Here is a 17,467-nt window from a genome sequence, read left to right on the forward strand (position 1 = left end):
AATTTTAGAAGGGAGGTAGATAAAAAATGAAAATTCTTCATATAATAACACAAAAACCAAATAGCACAGGTAGTGGTATATACTTATCTGGCATGATAAAAGGTTTTGAAAAGGTAGGTTACAGGCAAGCTGTAATTGCAGGGATAGATGTGAATGATGATGTAAATTGTTTTCCAGATGATGTAAGCTTTTATCCAGTAAAATATAATTGCGGAGAATTAAATTTTCCTGTTGTAGGCATGAGTGACTCTATGCCATATGAAAGTACAAGATATAGAGATTTAAATATAGAGATGATAAACAGATTAAAACATCAATTTAAAGTGAATATAGATAGGGTTATGAATGATTTTAAGCCAGATATTATAATATGCCACCATTTATATCTCTTAACTGCATTTGTTAGAGAGATTGTAAAAGATATAAAAGTAATGTCTATCTGTCATGGAACCTGTTTACGACAATTAAATACTATTGATTTAGAAAAAGAATATATAATATCAAATATTAGGAAACTGGACTTAATATTTGCTCTTCATGAAAATCAAAAATATGATATTATAAGGACTTTTGGCATAAGTGAAAGTAAAGTAGTTGTAATTGGTAGTGGTTATAATGATGATATATTTTATAACAAACACTATAAAAGAAAAGATGATAAAATGAAAATAGTATTTGCAGGTAAGATATGCAAATCAAAGGGACTAATTCCATTTATAAAAGCGATATCTAAATTAAAATATCATGAAGATTTAATAGAAGTTAATTTTGCAGGTACTGGAAGTGATATCGAATCATATAATGAGATAGTTAAACTTGCAAGCAAGTCTCCATTCAAGATGAATTTTCTAGGAAAATTGGAGCAGATAGACTTAGCTGAACTATTTAATAGGTCACAGATATTTGTGTTGCCATCGTTTTATGAAGGATTACCAGTTGTTGTTTTAGAAGCTTTATCTTGTGGTACAGATGTGATTACTACTGATATTCTTGGTGTTAAAGAATGGATTGGAAGCGAGATTAATAACTCTGGAAAGATAGAGTATGTTCCTCTACCTTTTATACAGAATGAAGGTATACCAAAAGAGGAAGAGTTGTATATATTTGAGAATAATCTGTATAATTCTATAGATACTAAAATACAATCTTTGTTAAATGACTCAAATGAGAGAGCATCTATAGATATGTCGAAAAAAACTTGGGATGGTTTAGTATATAGGATGAATGAAGTTATTTTAATGGATGAAATGTGTTTGATTTAATATTATTTAATTTATAAAAAATGTAACTATTTTTATACTATTTTTAGGTGATTTTATATTATACTAGTACTAACTATATTTGTTTTAGGGAGGTAATTTATGAGGTTTAGTAAAAAGATATTAGCGTTAGGTATTTCAGCATTATTGTTAAGTGCTAGTTTTCCAGTATCAATAAATGCGCTAGATAAGATTGAAAATATTCAAGGGGTAGATAAATATGAGACAGCTGGGCTTATTTCAGATAAGCAAGATTTTACAACAGCAGTTTTAATTAACTCTGATTCTACTATGGTAGATGGTATCGCTGCTAGCGGTCTTGCAGGAGTAAACAATGCAGCCATTTTATTAACTAACAAGAATGATATACCAGAGGCAACATTGCAAAGATTAAATAGAGTTACTAAGATATATGTAATAGGTGGAGAGAATACTATAAGTAAAGATGTAGAAAAAATGTTACTTATGAGAAGAATGCAAGTTATAAGAATTGATGGAGTAGATAGAGTAGATACAAGTTATAAAATTGCAGGTGAAATAGAAAAAATCAAGAGTAGTGATAAGATGTTTTTAGTAAATGGATTTAAAGATGAAGCTGATGCAGTGAATGTTGCATCTGTTGCGTATAGAGATGGTTCTCCTATAATATTGACAAAAGATATAGCTTCAGCAGAAGAAGATACAGATTTAGACCCATTATTTGGTGTTTCTCCTGTTCCAGTGTATGCTATTGGAGGAGAGTCTACATTAAGCGATTACATAGTGAATAGATATAGAGCAACTAGAATTGGTGGTGTTGATAGATATCAAACTAATAAAAATGTAATTGAAAAGTTCTATAATGGAGCAAAAGAATTTTATGTAACAAGTGGAGATGATTTGGTTTATACACTAGTTGCATCACCACTTGCAAAAAATGTTCCTGTTGTATTGGTTTCAAATAAAAGTGATAAGAGTGTATTAAAGGGAGCTAATAAAGTAACCGCAATAGGCATAAGCGATAATAATATTATAGAACAGTGTCTGAATGCTGTAAAAAAGTAATATAATGTTATCAGTAAAGTGAATATATATTACAAAATTAGTATATTATTTATAGTGGTATAGTGTATTTAAGAAACGCATTTTGTTTAAAAGAAATGCGTTTCTTTACTTATATCACATAGTTTTTATATAGAATAAATTTCATAAGAATTATCTTCCTTTAACTTTTCCAACCAAACCATCTCTAAAATATCTAGTTCTTCTAAGTAGTCTTTTTCAGTTTTATTATCATCATGTTTTATAAGTTCTAAGATTTCGAATGTAAAAGCTTTTTCTCCATGTTTTTTCCAATCGTTATTTAAATCTTTTATCATACAAGACCCAGCACTAAGCTGAAATTTGAGGGAGTTAAATTTGCTTTTTATGTCATTGCTCTTTCCTAGGTAAATCTTCTTGGTAATATCGCTTTTTATTATAAATACTCCAGTGTCAAATTTCATTTCTTTATATAGTTGTTTTAATTCACGTTTTCTATCCATATTTTAGATTCCTCTTTTCATAATTTGTTTGTAATATGTAAATATAAAAATATATTACATGTTAATTATAAAGAGATTGATTTCAGATGTAAATAGTTTTTATAAATTTAATTATAAGTTAATTGATATAAACAAAGTATTTTAGCCTGATAAGTTTAGTATATATTTTATATTATATAAATATAAAAGAATAGTTGACATAGTAAAAATTATAGAATAAACTTAGAATGTAATAGTAAATTATAATTAAGTATTACATTGAGAGGAGGCACACTTATTATGAATAAAAAAATAGAATTAATAGGAAATTTTGCAAGTGACTGGATTAAATATAGTGATTATGAATATAAAATTACTGAAGAAGATGAATTATACATAGCTCCAACTGAAGATGCTATATTTACTATGTATAATCCGTTTGATGTCGCAGATGACATAATAGTAGATATAATTTGTATAGGACAAGAAGCATTGCAAGACATACCAAAAGAGACAAAAGAAATGAGATTAAAAAAAGAAGTACTTGAATTTGTAAAGAAATATGGATTGTTGGGATTAATTTATTCAAGTGTATATAATAGAGACATAGTTGGAGAAGAAAGAGTACTAATGATTGAAAAGAATTATATTACAAAGGATAATATATTGAGTACTGATGAATATGTAAATATGTTTATACCATTTGCAAGTGATGATGATGTGTATTTTAAGAAATACAGAAGAGGTATAGATGTATCAAAAAGAGAAGAGTCACCTAAGTTTTTTGGAAAGAGACCATTAATTTTAGATTTAGTATTTTCAAAGTTTTATACTGAACAATTAGACTGGATTGTAAGTTTTGCTAAGGATATGTGTAGACACTTTAATCAAGTTTGTGTATATAAAAACACATCCAATCTATTAACTGAAAGTGTTACTATCATGTCTGGAGGGTTTAATCCTCAAAAGATAGGTTTTTCCATAAGTCAATTGGATAAACCAACTATTGCGTGGGAATTTGATTCTTTGAAGACTGCAATTGAGACTATATATGCGTTTGCAATTACAAGTGAGCCTCCTTCTTTAAATAAATGTAAGTATTGTGGTAAAATTTATATTCCTACAAATTCCAAATCTCAATATTGTTCACCTTCTTGTAGAAATTGTTCAAATGTAAAGAAAAGTAGAAGTAGAGCTAAAAAAGATAAATAAATTAATAAAGATATCATTGCTTAGAGTTTAATTATAAATAACTGTAAAAAGGTAGTTATAGAAAATTATATATCTGAGTGATGGTATTTTTTTTGAAAAATTTGATTGAGATGTTAATTTTGAATTGACAAAAACTACTTATAATAATACTATTATAAGTAGTGAATGAAATAATTTATACTGATTTAAGTATAACATAAAAACACGAAAAAGTCAATAGAAAAATAAAAAAAGGAGAATTTTAAATGATATCACCTATTATTTTGAGTTCTATGCACCAAGGCTTAAAAGAGATAGAAAGGAATGAATTGCTTGAAACTAATGAAGAATCTAAGGCGTATGGTTTAGCACTTTCAGAATCTGATGTAAAAGATATAATAACTTCAAGAAATTATACTTTAAAGGGATATGGCAGAATAGAGTTAGATATAAAAACTACAAAACAATTAATAGAAAACATATACAAATCACAGTTTACAAATATAAACGATTATTTAGAAACTATTAATGATATGCAAGAAATTTTTTATTATTTAAAAAATGAAACTGATGATAAGATATGTGATAATGAAATTATAGAACTACTAGATGAACTTTATGAAAAATTTTCAGGAAATCTAGATAATGTAAGAGGAGAAGCAGATGAATTTGCAAAAAAGTTTAAGTTTGGAGAAGTTTAATCTATGATAGGAGAGAGTAGCTATGTCAAATAATCTAAGCAATATTAATATAAATGAAAAAAATTTAATAAAAAATCAATATTCAATATCTTTGCTTAAGGAATGTCTAGATTGTAAATTAATAGACGAAAGAGAAGTATATAGCATACAGCAAGAAATATCTCTAATACTCATAGATTTGATTAAAAAATATACAAATGGTCAAAGTACATCAGTAAGGACAGAAGTTGCCGAAAAGTTGTTGATTTCATTATGGTATGCTATTGATGCATATATAAATAAGCTAGAAAATTTAGAAAAGAGAATTGTAGAGCTGACTGCTAAAAATATAAAAAATATGTATATAGAAGGTATCAAAATATTAGAAAATGATTTAATTGAGTTAGAGAGTTTTTATGAATTAATGATAAATAGAAAGTTAGATACCAACTCAATAGCCTATAATGATACTTTGGTAGAATTATCAAGTTTCTTTAAAAATTATGTTATAAAATTTGAAGCTCATGACGTTCCAGTGAGTATAGATTATCCATTGGCATTAGACGATATGGATGTTCAAGGTATCTATTATGTAAAGAATTATATCGAGAGTATAGACATAGAAAATAGGTTTTGTAATTTATTTAAGAAGAAAGATAGAGAAAAATTATTTTATGATTATGGAGTGACTTATAAAATAGATTGTGATGTTATACTTACAAATTTATTTGAACTTATTATAAACAATTGTATTTTTTCTACGATTTTAGGCAATGAACCAACTAATTTAGAGATTTCAGAATATGAATATGAGTTTTTAGAAAGACAATTTAAAAGCATGTACAATAATAATGTTGAAGATGAAGTTATAGATTATGAAGAAAATAATATAATTGAATTGATTCAGGTGGATAATAATTTAAATTATAATGATTTTGAAGAAATTAATAGAGAAATTAGGAAAAATAAAAAGATAACATCATTACTTATGAAAGCAATTGAAGTGCTGATAAAAAGATTAAACATAGAAGATGAAGCAATGATAAGATATATTAAAAGATATGAAAATATATTTATTGAATCTGTGCTGGGGTCAATAAGGGATGATATTTTTAAAGGTATGATAACTGTAAGTAGTAGTAAAAATGAGTCTTTAGAGAATTATATTATTGATGATGAAAGTAAATTAGATGATGAATTATTTAGAGAGGTATTCAATAAAATATTAGATAGTACATCTATAGTTGAAAAAATAAAGATAATAAAGGAAAATATTAATGCAAAAAAAGATTTTATTGATATCCTAGAAGCTGAATGCTTATTTGAAGAAGAGTATTTAATGCTATTTTCAGAATTAAGCGAATTGGAATTGGCAATATTGGGTAGTGTTGTATTTTATGAAGATATAAGAATGAAAGAAATCAATTTATTAGAGTTTTTAGTAAGTAAGAAATCTGAAACTACATCATGGAAGATTGAATATATTGATTTTATGAAGAAACAAAATGAAAGTAAGATACATTCTATAGAAGAATATATGAAACAAATTAATTAACAAAAAATTATGAATAAATAGAATGTTAGTATATAATATAATCTGTAAAGTATATCAAAATACATATATCTGGAGGGAATTATGAAAGAGTATATCATAAATAACATTGAAGAAATAAGAGAAGAGCTAATAGATTTGTCTAAAAAAATATGGGAAAATCCAGAACTAGCTTTTGAAGAAAAGTATGCAAGTAACATTCAAAAAGAATACCTAAAATCAAAGGGGTTTGAAATTGAAGAAGTAGAAAATTTACCTACTGGATTTATAGCGAGTTTTGGAAAAGGTAAGCCAGTGATTGGAATACTTGGAGAATATGATGCTTTACCAGAGTTATCACAATCTGTAAGTACAGAAAGAAATCCCTTGGTAGAAGGTGAAGCAGGTCATGGATGTGGTCATAATCTATTAGGTGTAGCAGGGGTAGGAGCTGTTGTTTCTATAAAAAAATTAATAGAAGAAAATAAGTTTAATGGAACAATAAAATATTTTGGTTGTCCTGCCGAAGAAGAAGGGGGAGGAAAGACTTTCATGTGTGTAAATGGATGTTTTGATGATGTAGATTGTGCATTTACATGGCATCCTTTTGATATAAATGCACCTTGGCGAGGTGGAAGTCTAGCAAACTTATCTATTAAATTCAAGTTTAAAGGAATAACAGCACATGCAGCACAAGCTCCACATAATGGTAGAAGTGCACTTGATGCTGTTGAAATTATGAATGTTGGAGCAAATTATTTGAGAGAGCATGTGATTGACTCTATAAGAATGCACTATGTTATAACTAATGGTGGTGGAAGACCTAATGTAGTTCCTGGTTTTGCGGAAAGCTGGTATTTTATTAGAGGTAAAAAAGCAAAGGATGCAGAGCATGTTCTTGATAGATTAGTAAAAGTAGCACAAGGAGCAGCTATGATGACAGAAACTGAAATGGAGTATACAGTTACAGATGGAATATATGATTATATACCAAATCAATGTCTGACTGATTTAGTTTACAATAATATGGTTTTTGTTGGTTGTCCTAAAGCTACTCCTGAAGAAGAAGAATTTGCAAAAAAATTATGCGATACTCTTACTAGAGAGGAAAGACTGGGTGTAGCAACATCATTCCAAAATGATAAATCTATTGTAGATAGTTATATACATCAGAGGATAGCTGATGGAGATAAAGATAAAGGGCTAGCAGGTTCTACTGATGTTGGAGATGTAAGTTATGTTATACCAGTGGCTCAGTTTGCAATGGCAGCATGGCCTGTTGGAATTGCAAGTCATACATGGCAGTCATGTTCGTCAGCAGGTTCAAGTATGGGATTTTCTGCTATGATAAATTCAGCTAAAGTGTTGGCTTGTAGTGCTTATGATGTATTTATGAATACTGAAATTATTGATGAAGCAAAAATAGAATTTGATAAATCATTGGATGGACAAAAATTTAAACCATTGGTATAATCTTGATAATAAAATATTTCTGGGGGGAATAATTATGAGAGAAAAAATTGAAAAAGTACTTGAAGAAAAGATAAAACCAGTATTACAAAGAGATGGTGGGGATGTAGAGCTTATAGATGTAAATGAAAATGGAGTAGTTTTAGTTAAACTACAAGGTGCATGTAGTGGATGTCCAGGAGCAACTATGACAATAAAAGCTATTATTGAAAATGTTTTAGTTAGTGAAGTTCCAGGAGTAACTCAAGTATTAGGTGTTTAATAAATAGATTTTATATATAAGTGTACATAAATCAATTTGAAAAGTTATTTAAAAAGTGATGTATAAAAAGTGTGTAAGTGTATATTTAATTTCTTACACACTTTTTTTTAATATTCTACTATACATCCATTATCCAGCCATGCCAATAAACATACCTATAAAGTATGGAATTAACCATATAGCCCACACGACTATACTAAACTTGTGGAAGAATTTTTTCTTTTCTTCATCATCTTTGTATAGAACAAAAGTAGCCCAACCTGCATGAAATAGCATAAGCACGATTGCAAGAAGACCTGTTATACTATGAAGGCTTTGAGATAAAGCGGATTTTACATAGAATGTGTTACTATTAGCTATGTTACTCATGGTAAAGGTTCCTAATGTATCAAATATCAAACCAAGCCAAAATATGATTACATGTTTCTTCTTTAAAATTTTAGCCTTTCTTTCTCCAAATACACCTATAGTGTAGAAAATTAATGCTGATGTTATAAATACTATTGCAAGTATTAATTTAGAATTCATAATTATCTCTCCTTTATCTTTGTTAATATATTTCTAAGATTTTTTACTAAGTCATTTAATTCTTGTTCATCACAGTTTTTAAATATATCATTAAAACTTTCTTGCATTTTAGTTTTAAAGTTTGTTGCAAATTCAAGCCCTGTCTTCGTGAACTTAACATATGTATTTCTTTTATCCTCAGATTTTTTGAATTTTTCTATATAGCCAATATGTTCTAGTCTGCTGATTATACCTGAAACTGTACCTTTAGCTAGAGACATTTCATCACATAATTGTGATATTGTAAGTTCTTGATTATGAGCTATCAGCTTTATAACTATAATCTGTTGATGTGTTAATCCATTTTCTTTAAAATTTTCTTCTACTGTGTACATAGTTTTAGAATAGAGTTCTTTTAAAAGCATAGCTATTCTAAAACAATCATAATTAGTTTTCAATAAAATCACCTCTTAAATGGTTCGCATAGAAACTAATATAATATAATTTATCAATATAGTCAACCTAAAAATTTATAATTTCATAATAAACGCTAGAAAATAGAGCATAAAAATTTTATTTTAGGTATAAATAAAACAATTTGATGAAATTTTAACAATTTTTAAAAAGTTTGTTTACACAGTTAATAAATGATGCTAAAATTAATTCATAGATAAATATTGAAAATTTAATTAGTTTAATGATAATAGAACCACGAAGGTTTTAACGTTACTTGACGTTTACTTTTATGTGGTTTTTTTTATTGCAACAAAGGGGGAATAGGGGTTTGTTAAAGGATATACTTAAAAAGTTGTTGCAGTTTATTTTAGTAATGTTTTTATTATCTTTTGTTGTTTTTTACATGGCAAGACTTGCTCCAGGAGACCCATTAATATCTTACTATGGAGATGGTGTAGAAAGAATGAGCATTCAGGAAAAAGAAAATGCTATGAAAAAACTTGGTTTGGATGAACCAATATATAGCCAATATATAAAATGGATTTCGGATGCGTCAAAAGGAGAATTTGGAATTTCATTTAAATATAAACAAAATGTTACTTCTGTTATAAATGATGTCTATATAAATACCATAATATTAGGTGGTTCAGGGTATATACTTACCTTTGTTCTAGCCTTATTGTTAGGAATATTTTGTACACTACATGAAGATAAGCTCATTGATAGAATTATATGTAAGCTAGGAACAATAACCAACTGTATTCCATCATTTTGGGTTGCTTTAGTACTTATACTTATATTTAGTATAAACTTAAGTGTACTTCCAAGCAGTGGTGCTTATGCAATGGGAGAAGAAAGCAACATATTAAGTAGGATATCACATCTAATCTTACCTCTTACAGTACTTATATTAAGTCATTTATGGTATTACACATATATGATAAGGAATAAATTGCTAGAAGAAATAAGAGAAGATTATGTACTGTTATGTAAGGCAAAAGGTTTAAATAATAGAACCATTGTTTTTAAGCATTGCCTGAGAAATATAATGCCATCGTATATCAGTATAATGGCCATTTCAATACCTCACATATTGGGAGGAACTTATGTAGTTGAAAAAGTTTTTTCTTACCCAGGGTTAGGAACTCTTTGTTTTGAAAGTGCAAAGTATCATGATTATAATATGTTATTAGTTTTATGTTTAATAACAGGGGCTTTAGTAGTATTTGGTAATATGTTAGCTCAAATTATAAACAATAAAATAGACCCTAGAATGAAATATGATAGAGGTGATGCTAATGAAGCCACAATGTAGTGATTTTGAAATTGTAGGAGAAAATTATATTTTAGTAGAAGAAGATGAACATATAGAAAAAAGGAAAACCTTATTTGAAAAAATTAAAGAATTACCATATATATCAATTATAATTTTGTCAATTATAGTTATTGGAAGTGTATTTTCATCTTTCATAATGACACATGAACCAACATACATGGATTTAGTAAGTTCTAACTTAGCTCCAAATAAAACTTTTTTATTTGGAACAGACTCAATGGGTAGAGATATATATTCTATGATATGGTATGGAGGAAAAATATCTTTATTTATAGGATTGTTTTCTACCATAATATCAACTGCTATAGGAATTATTTATGGCAGTCTAAGTGGTTTAGCGTCCGAACTTGTAGATGATGCAATGATGAGATTTACAGAGATTATACTTAGTATACCTTCAATATTAATCATAATATTTGTACAGGCTATACTTGGAAACTCAAATCCAATATCTATGTCTATAGTAATAGGTATAACGAGCTGGATGAATATATCTAAGATTGTAAGAACAGAGGTTAGACAAATAAGAAATAGCGAATATATACTAGCAGCTAAAAGTATGGGAGGAGGATTCTTCTATACATTAAAACAGCACTTACTTCCAAACTTTGTAGCATCGATAATGTTTATGGTTGTAACAAACATAGGTGCAGCTATTGGGACTGAATCAACACTTAGTTTTTTAGGTATAGGTCTTCCAATAGAAATTGTTTCTTGGGGAAGTATGTTATCTTTATCAGAAGAAGCACTACTTTCAAATAGATGGTGGATTATACTTATTCCAGGTATATTTTTGGTTACTACATTAGTGTGTATAACTAATATAGGGAATTATATAAGAAAAAATAATAATAAAAAATCTAGTAATTTATAAATCAGCATTTGAGCACTAAATAAACAAATACTGAGGTATTTGAAATATCTATTTAAATAAATGGGGTCAAAGCTTTGAAAAATACTTTATAAAAAGCAAAAGGGGGAGCATCATGAAATTAAAGAAGTTAAAAGTTTTAAGTTTAGTAATGATACTTAGTCTAATGGCAGGTTGTTCTAGTGGAGGAGACAAAGATAAAAAAGCAGATACATCTAAAGATGGAAAGGTACTTGTTTATGGAAGTAATGACTATACAAGTATAAATCCTGCACTATATGAACATGGAGAAATAAATTCATTAATATTTAATGGATTAACAGCTCATGATGAAAACAATAAAGTAGTTCCTTGTCTAGCAAAGGACTGGAAATTTGATGAGGCAACAAATACATATACTTTTAATTTAAGAGATGATGTTAAGTGGCATGATGGAGAGAAATTTACAGCAAATGATGTTAAGTTTACAATAGAAACTATAATGAAGCCAGACAATGCTTCTGAAATAGCATCAAATTATGAAGATATAACAAAAATTGATGTAGTTAATGATACTACTATAAAAATTACTTTAAAAGCTCCAAATACAGCAATGCTTGATTATTTGACAGTAGGAATATTACCAAAACATGCATTAGAAGGTAAAGATATAACTACTGATGAATTTAATCAAAAACCAATAGGAACTGGACCATTTAAACTTGAAAAATGGGATAAAGGTCAAAGTATAACACTTGTTAAAAATAGTGATTATTTTGTAAAAGAGCCAGGTTTAGATAAAGTAGTATTTAAAATCGTTCCAGATGATAAGGCTAAAGCAATGCAATTGAAATCAGGAGAATTAGACTTAGCTCAAGTAACTCCTAAAGACATGTCTAACTTTGAAAAAGATGAAAAGAACTTTAAAGTAAATATAATGAAAACAGCAGACTATAGAGGTATATTGTACAATTTTAACTCTAAGTTCTTTAAAGATGAAAAAACTAAAGGATTACCAAATGCTTTAAGTTATGCAATAGATAGAAAAGCAATAGTTGATAGTGTGTTATTAGGGCATGGTGTGCCAGCGTATTCACCTTTACAAATGGGACCATATAACAACCCTGATATAGAAAAGTTTGAATATAATCCAGAAAAAGCTAAACAAGAAATTGAAAAGCTAGGATGGAAGTTAGGTTCTGATGGAATTTATGAAAAAGAAGGTACTAAACTAGCTTTTGAAATAACAGCAGGTGAGAGTGACCAAGTTAGAGTTGATATGGCTAAAATATGTGCACAACAGTTAAAAGAAATAGGCGTGGATGCTAAAGCTGTGGTTGTAACTGAAACAGATTGGGCTAATCAAGATGCTCATTTAATCGGTTGGGGAAGTCCATTTGACCCAGATGACCACACATATAAAGTGTTTGGAACAGATAAAGGTGCAAATTACAGTGCTTACTCTAATCCTGCCATAGATAAAATACTTCAAAAAGCAAGAGAGACAGAAAATAAAGATGAAAAATTAAAATTATATAAACAATTCCAAGAAGAAATGACTAAAGATATGCCTTACACATTTATTGCTTATATAGATGCAATCTATGTTGGAAAACCAAATATCAAAGGGCTAACACCTGATACAGTTCTAGGTCATCATGGTGTAGGTATATTCTGGAACATAGCTGATTGGACAATTGAATAACATTTAAATTAATTAGAAACCTTAGGGATATAAATACATCCCTAGGGTTTGAATAGCATAGGGGTTGATGGTTTTTGGAACATTTATTGGAGGTTAATAATCTATCTGTAAGTTTTAAAGTAGAAGAAGGAGAAGTGCAGGCTGTAAGAAATGTATCTTTTAATATAAAAAAAGGTGAAACACTTGCTATAGTTGGAGAATCTGGTTGTGGGAAATCAGTATTATGTAAGAGTTTGATGAGGATACTCCCATATAATGGATATATTAAAAATGGAGAAATTTTATTTAAATCAAATGACTTGGTTAAAAACTCTGAAAAAGAGATGGAGTCTATCAGAGGGAAGAATATATCAATGATATTTCAAGACCCTATGACATCTCTTAATCCAACTATATCAATAGGAAAGCAAATATCAGAAACTATAGTGATTCATCAAGGTATAAGTAAAAGTGAGGCTAAAAAAAGGGCTTTGGAACTTATTGAATTGGTTGGAATAGATAATCCAGAAAAAAGATTTAAACAATTTCCACATCATTTTTCTGGTGGAATGAGACAACGTATAGTAATAGCTATAGCACTTGCTTGTAATCCAGAAGTATTGATTGCTGATGAACCTACAACAGCTCTAGATGTAACTATACAAGCTCAAATAATTGACCTAATAAAGGATTTACAAGATAAGATAGGTCTATCAATAATATTTATAACTCATGATTTAGGTGTAGTTGCAACTATAGCTAATAGAATAGCAGTCATGTATGCAGGAAAGATTGTAGAAATTGGAACAGTAGAAGATATATTTTATGATCCTAGGCATCCATATACTTGGGGCTTGTTAGGCTCATTACCTACTTTAGATTCACAAGATGATTATTTATATAATATACCTGGAATGCCCCCAAACTTATTGAATCCTCCAAAAGGAGATGCATTTGCAGTAAGGAATAAAAATGCTCTTAAAATAGATTATGAAAAAGAACCACCAATGTTTAAAATTAATGATACACATAGTGCAGCAACTTGGTTATTGCATCCAGATGCACCTAAAGTAGATATACCAGTTAGAGTAAATTGTGGAAGGGTGATTTCTAATGAATAGAGAAAAAATACTAGAAATAAAAAACTTAAAACAATATTTTCATTTGGATAAAAGTACTACTGTAAAAGCTGTTGATGATATAAGTTTTGATATATATAAAGGCGAGATATTTGGATTAGTAGGAGAGTCAGGTTCAGGAAAATCCACAACTGGCAAAACTATAATAAGATTACATGAATCTACTGGTGGAGAAGTAATTTACAAAGGAAATTGTATCTCAGATAAAAAAACGTATAAATTTATAAAAAAAGATGTAAATAAAAGCATGCAGATTATTTTTCAAGATTCTACTTCATCATTAAATCCACGTATGACAATTGCAGATATAATTTCAGAACCACTAAAAATTCAAGGTGTCTGTAAAAATAAAACAGAGAGAATGAATAAAGTATATGAGATGTTAAATCTAGTTGGACTTGATAGAAGTTATGCAAATAAGTATCCTTCTGATTTTTCAGGTGGACAAAGACAGCGTATTGGCATAGCACGAGCTCTTTCAGTAGACCCAGAATTTATAATAGCTGATGAACCTATAGCTTCTTTAGATGTATCTATACAAGCGCAAATTGTAAATTTATTTAAGAAATTACAACAAGAAAAGAATTTAACTTGTTTATTTATAGCTCATGATTTATCTATGGTGAGACATATTAGTGACCGTATAGGAGTTATGTATAATGGAAAATTAGTAGAATTAGCAAGTTCAAATGAATTATATAATAATCCTATTCATCCATATACAAAATCTTTACTTTCTGCGATTCCTATTCCTGACCCTAAATATGCTAAGTCAAGAAATAGAGTAGAGTATAATTCTAATGTATGTGACTGTTTAAATGAGAAGTCATTGAGTTGGATTGAAGTTTCAGATGGTCATTTTGTATATTCTTCTAAATCAGAGATAAATAAATATCAAGAAAATTTAAAAGTTGTTTAGTATAAAGTCACTTTAAGTAATGACTAGTTGTTTTAACTGTGAATTAAAAGCCTGTTTTTGGATAAATTTTAAAACCATTCCCAAAATAGGTTTTTTTATTCCCGTTTTTCAAATATAATAAAATTAAAAACAACAAAAATATATTATTCATAAGATAAAATAAAATTTAAGAATAGATTAATAAGAGATTACAAATGTGGAGGGAGGTTGTAATGATATATAAAAAAGATAAAGTAATGGAAGTTTTAAAGGCATTATATAGGGAAAATGGGAAAGGAATTACAGCTAATCGATTATCAGAAAAAACTGGAATTGCAAGAAACAATATAAGTACATATTTGAACCAATTGTTCAATGAAGGTATGGTTACAAAGATAAAAGGAAAACCAGTATATTATGTTCCTGCAAATGTTAGTATTAATGAAGAAGAGTTGCTTGATATAGAAAAAGAAATAAAAATAGAAACTAAAATAAAAAAAGATAGTTTTGAAACCTTAATAGGTAAAACGCAAAGTTTAAGACCTATAATAGAAAAATGTAAAGTTGCAATGCTCTATCCTACAAATGGACTCCATACCATTATCTATGGAGAAACAGGAGTAGGAAAAAGTATGATTGCTAGGTACATGTATGATTATTCTATAGATAGTGGAATTAGAGAAGATAAAGCCCCCTTTATTACATTTAACTGTGCAGATTATGCAAATAACCCACAATTACTTATGGGACATGTTTTTGGAGTGGAACAAGGTGCTTACACAGGAGCAGAATCTTCAAGAAAGGGACTTTTAGAAATTGCAAATGGAGGGATATTATTTTTAGATGAAATTCATAGATTACCAGCAGAAGGTCAAGAGATGTTGTTTACTTTTATAGATAAGGGAACATTTAAAAGGTTAGGAGATGCAACTAAGGAAAGAGAGTCCGAGGTATTAATAATATGTGCTACTACAGAAAATCCAACATCAACACTGTTAGATACATTTAATAGAAGAATACCTATGAAAATAGAAATACCTTCATTGAGAAATAGAACCATGATTGAAAGACTGGAATTAGTTAAAAATTTTTTTAAGCAAGAATCAAAAAGTATTTCTATTTCTATAAAAGTACATAGGGAAATAATTAAATCATTACTACTTTATGATTGTAAAAATAATGTAGGTCAACTTCAAAATGATATAAAGTTAGCTGTTGCAAATGGATACTTAAGATATAAAATAAACAATAAAGAACCAATTTATATAGAGAAAAAATACTTTGATAAGTCGATAAATGAAGTGAATGATGATTATAGAGATAAGTCTATTAAAGCAGATGAAGTTATAACACATGGAATAGAATTCTTTTTATTTACACCATTTGGGGAAGAAGAAATTATTAACTATAATATGAACATTATTAATACAGTAAATTCCAATCTTAATGAGTCTGTAGAAATGAATATAGCAGATAACTCATTATTTAATGATGTTAAGTTTAAAAATATGTGTAAAGTAATAAGACAAATTATTAAGGAAGATGAAGAAATAAATATAAATGAATCAATATTTAGGTCAATGGCAATATACATAAAAAATGTATTAGATAAAAATAATTCTACAAACAATATAGACTTAAATCAAATTAGAAGAAATAATAGAAGTGAATTTAGGACAGCCTTGAAAATAGTTGGAATAATTGAGAATGAATTTGATTTATTTTTATCTATAGAAACTGTAGCATATATTACATTATTTATAGTACAAGCTAAACAAGATGAGCAAAATAAAATAATGAATAACTTTAATATCATAGTTACAATGCATGGGGAAACTACCGCAAGTAGTATGGTGAAAGCAGTTAGTGATATTATTGGAGAATGTAATGCTATTTCATTTGATATGAAGTTGGATAAAAGTTATGAAAGAGTAATTATAGATTTTAAAAGATTGATTAATAACATAGACAATAAAGATATACTACTATTTACAGATATGGGCTCATTAAATTCTTTTGATGAAATTATAAAAAATGAAAAAAAGTGTGATGTAAGAGTAGTTCCTATGGTGACCACATTAACTGTGTTAGAAGCAGTTCAAAAAGCTAACATGGGACTATCATTAAATGATGTATATAATTCCATTGTCAATACAAGAAAGTACTATTTTGGAGCTAATGAAATTCAAAATAAAGAAAATTTATCTAAAACAATTATTATAGCATCGCATGTTTCAGAAGGTGTAGATAACAAGACAAGAAAAATACTAGAAGAAAAAATGAATAGGTATTTAGATGGAATAGATATTATATCTGTACCATATAAAACAGAAAAAGATTTAAGTTTAAATATTGCAAAACTAAAAGAAAGCAGTAATGTTGTAGCATTAATCAATGAACAAAGAATTAATGTTAAAGGGATTGACTATGTCAGCAAAAAAGATATAGATAAAGATGAAAATATAAATAAATTAAAAAATATTATAAAGATAAGTATTGGTTATGATGATGTAGTTGAAGGACTAAGAACATCTTTAAAAAATTCTAATTATAATAGAATATTTAAGGATATAAAATCTGTATCTGATGAGCTATTTTTGATATTTAATGTAGAAAAAAAATATGACAAAGTAATTGGGCTTATGATGCATTTGGCTTTCATGGTAGATGGATTAATTGGAAATACTAGAGCAATTGAACAG

16 protein-coding genes are annotated in these 17,467 nt (G+C 28.1%); 13 read left to right on the top strand and 3 right to left on the bottom strand.

Going from position 1 to position 17,467, the window contains the following annotated elements:
• Positions 1–26: 26 nt before the first annotated feature.
• Positions 27–1,262: a glycosyltransferase family 4 protein gene (locus Q3304_RS18975; RefSeq protein WP_407814824.1), complete on the top strand. Its 1,236-nt coding sequence runs from the start codon at positions 27–29 to the stop codon at positions 1,260–1,262.
• Between the two features lie 99 nt (positions 1,263–1,361).
• Positions 1,362–2,303: a cell wall-binding repeat-containing protein gene (locus Q3304_RS18980; protein ID WP_407814823.1), complete on the top strand. Its 942-nt coding sequence runs from the start codon at positions 1,362–1,364 to the stop codon at positions 2,301–2,303.
• A 125-nt stretch (positions 2,304–2,428) separates the two neighbouring features.
• Here the strand turns inward: Q3304_RS18980 and Q3304_RS18985 are convergent, their stop codons facing one another.
• Positions 2,429–2,782, bottom strand: a complete 354-nt coding sequence (locus Q3304_RS18985) for a GIY-YIG nuclease family protein (protein ID WP_054276110.1) — start codon at positions 2,780–2,782, stop codon at positions 2,429–2,431.
• Positions 2,783–3,061: 279 nt separating this feature from the next.
• Here Q3304_RS18985 and Q3304_RS18990 point away from each other — a divergent pair, with 279 nt between their 5' ends.
• From Q3304_RS18990 to Q3304_RS19010, 5 genes are all read left to right on the top strand, one after another.
• A complete protein-coding gene (locus Q3304_RS18990; protein ID WP_054269466.1) occupies positions 3,062–3,973 on the top strand; it encodes a hypothetical protein in 912 nt (303 codons plus the stop codon).
• 245 nt (positions 3,974–4,218) lie between these two features.
• Positions 4,219–4,653 carry a DUF6323 family protein gene (locus tag Q3304_RS18995; protein ID WP_054269467.1) on the top strand — a complete coding sequence of 145 codons (435 nt, stop codon included), beginning with the start codon at positions 4,219–4,221 and terminating at the stop codon, positions 4,651–4,653.
• Positions 4,654–4,675: 22 nt separating this feature from the next.
• A complete protein-coding gene (locus Q3304_RS19000; RefSeq protein ID WP_407814822.1) occupies positions 4,676–6,187 on the top strand; it encodes a DUF6179 domain-containing protein in 1,512 nt (503 codons plus the stop codon).
• A gap of 81 nt (positions 6,188–6,268) precedes the next feature.
• Positions 6,269–7,636 (top strand): M20 family metallopeptidase, encoded by a 1,368-nt coding sequence (locus Q3304_RS19005; protein ID WP_054269469.1) that lies wholly within the window; start codon positions 6,269–6,271, stop codon positions 7,634–7,636.
• A 34-nt stretch (positions 7,637–7,670) separates the two neighbouring features.
• On the top strand, positions 7,671–7,895 hold the full coding sequence (locus Q3304_RS19010) for a NifU family protein (RefSeq protein WP_054269470.1): 225 nt from the start codon (positions 7,671–7,673) through the stop codon (positions 7,893–7,895).
• A gap of 129 nt (positions 7,896–8,024) precedes the next feature.
• Here the strand turns inward: Q3304_RS19010 and Q3304_RS19015 are convergent, their stop codons facing one another.
• Positions 8,025–8,423 (bottom strand): HsmA family protein, encoded by a 399-nt coding sequence (locus Q3304_RS19015; protein ID WP_054269471.1) that lies wholly within the window; start codon positions 8,421–8,423, stop codon positions 8,025–8,027.
• A 2-nt stretch (positions 8,424–8,425) separates the two neighbouring features.
• Entirely contained in the window at positions 8,426–8,869 is a 444-nt protein-coding gene (locus Q3304_RS19020; RefSeq protein WP_407812408.1) for a MarR family winged helix-turn-helix transcriptional regulator, read from the bottom strand.
• Positions 8,870–9,186: 317 nt separating this feature from the next.
• Between Q3304_RS19020 and Q3304_RS19025 the strand changes: the two genes are divergently transcribed.
• The 6 genes from Q3304_RS19025 to Q3304_RS19050 all read left to right on the top strand — a co-directional run.
• Positions 9,187–10,173 (top strand): ABC transporter permease, encoded by a 987-nt coding sequence (locus tag Q3304_RS19025; protein WP_407814821.1) that lies wholly within the window; start codon positions 9,187–9,189, stop codon positions 10,171–10,173.
• On the top strand, positions 10,157–11,068 hold the full coding sequence (locus Q3304_RS19030) for an ABC transporter permease (protein ID WP_407814820.1): 912 nt from the start codon (positions 10,157–10,159) through the stop codon (positions 11,066–11,068). Before Q3304_RS19025 ends, Q3304_RS19030 begins: the two co-directional genes overlap by 17 nt.
• Before the next feature lie 112 nt (positions 11,069–11,180).
• Positions 11,181–12,749, top strand: coding sequence for an ABC transporter substrate-binding protein (locus tag Q3304_RS19035; protein ID WP_074179221.1), 1,569 nt, complete (start codon positions 11,181–11,183; stop codon positions 12,747–12,749).
• Between the two features lie 74 nt (positions 12,750–12,823).
• The gene (locus Q3304_RS19040; RefSeq protein WP_407814819.1) at positions 12,824–13,849 is read left to right on the top strand and encodes an ABC transporter ATP-binding protein; all 1,026 of its coding nucleotides are present in this window, start codon (positions 12,824–12,826) and stop codon (positions 13,847–13,849) included.
• Positions 13,842–14,786 carry an ABC transporter ATP-binding protein gene (locus Q3304_RS19045; protein WP_054269476.1) on the top strand — a complete coding sequence of 315 codons (945 nt, stop codon included), beginning with the start codon at positions 13,842–13,844 and terminating at the stop codon, positions 14,784–14,786. Before Q3304_RS19040 ends, Q3304_RS19045 begins: the two co-directional genes overlap by 8 nt.
• 212 nt (positions 14,787–14,998) lie before the next feature.
• The coding region (locus Q3304_RS19050; protein WP_407815461.1) for a sigma 54-interacting transcriptional regulator at positions 14,999–17,467 on the top strand (2,469 nt) is incomplete at its 3' end.

The sequence above is a fragment of the Clostridioides sp. GD02377 genome, assembly GCF_045899875.1.
GTDB lineage: Bacteria > Bacillota > Clostridia > Peptostreptococcales > Peptostreptococcaceae > Clostridioides > Clostridioides difficile_A.

What these genes read in the sequence shown, in the direction of transcription:
- Q3304_RS18975 (WP_407814824.1), top strand. Translation starts at nt 27, where the DNA reads ATGAAAATTCTTCATATAATAACACAAAAACCAAATAGCACAGGTAGT.
- Q3304_RS18980 (WP_407814823.1), top strand. Translation starts at nt 1,362, where the DNA reads ATGAGGTTTAGTAAAAAGATATTAGCGTTAGGTATTTCAGCATTATTG.
- Q3304_RS18985 (WP_054276110.1), bottom strand. Translation starts at nt 2,782, where the DNA reads ATGGATAGAAAACGTGAATTAAAACAACTATATAAAGAAATGAAATTT.
- Q3304_RS18990 (WP_054269466.1), top strand. Translation starts at nt 3,062, where the DNA reads ATGAATAAAAAAATAGAATTAATAGGAAATTTTGCAAGTGACTGGATT.
- Q3304_RS18995 (WP_054269467.1), top strand. Translation starts at nt 4,219, where the DNA reads ATGATATCACCTATTATTTTGAGTTCTATGCACCAAGGCTTAAAAGAG.
- Q3304_RS19000 (WP_407814822.1), top strand. Translation starts at nt 4,676, where the DNA reads ATGTCAAATAATCTAAGCAATATTAATATAAATGAAAAAAATTTAATA.
- Q3304_RS19005 (WP_054269469.1), top strand. Translation starts at nt 6,269, where the DNA reads ATGAAAGAGTATATCATAAATAACATTGAAGAAATAAGAGAAGAGCTA.
- Q3304_RS19010 (WP_054269470.1), top strand. Translation starts at nt 7,671, where the DNA reads ATGAGAGAAAAAATTGAAAAAGTACTTGAAGAAAAGATAAAACCAGTA.
- Q3304_RS19015 (WP_054269471.1), bottom strand. Translation starts at nt 8,423, where the DNA reads ATGAATTCTAAATTAATACTTGCAATAGTATTTATAACATCAGCATTA.
- Q3304_RS19030 (WP_407814820.1), top strand. Translation starts at nt 10,157, where the DNA reads ATGAAGCCACAATGTAGTGATTTTGAAATTGTAGGAGAAAATTATATT.
- Q3304_RS19035 (WP_074179221.1), top strand. Translation starts at nt 11,181, where the DNA reads ATGAAATTAAAGAAGTTAAAAGTTTTAAGTTTAGTAATGATACTTAGT.
- Q3304_RS19045 (WP_054269476.1), top strand. Translation starts at nt 13,842, where the DNA reads ATGAATAGAGAAAAAATACTAGAAATAAAAAACTTAAAACAATATTTT.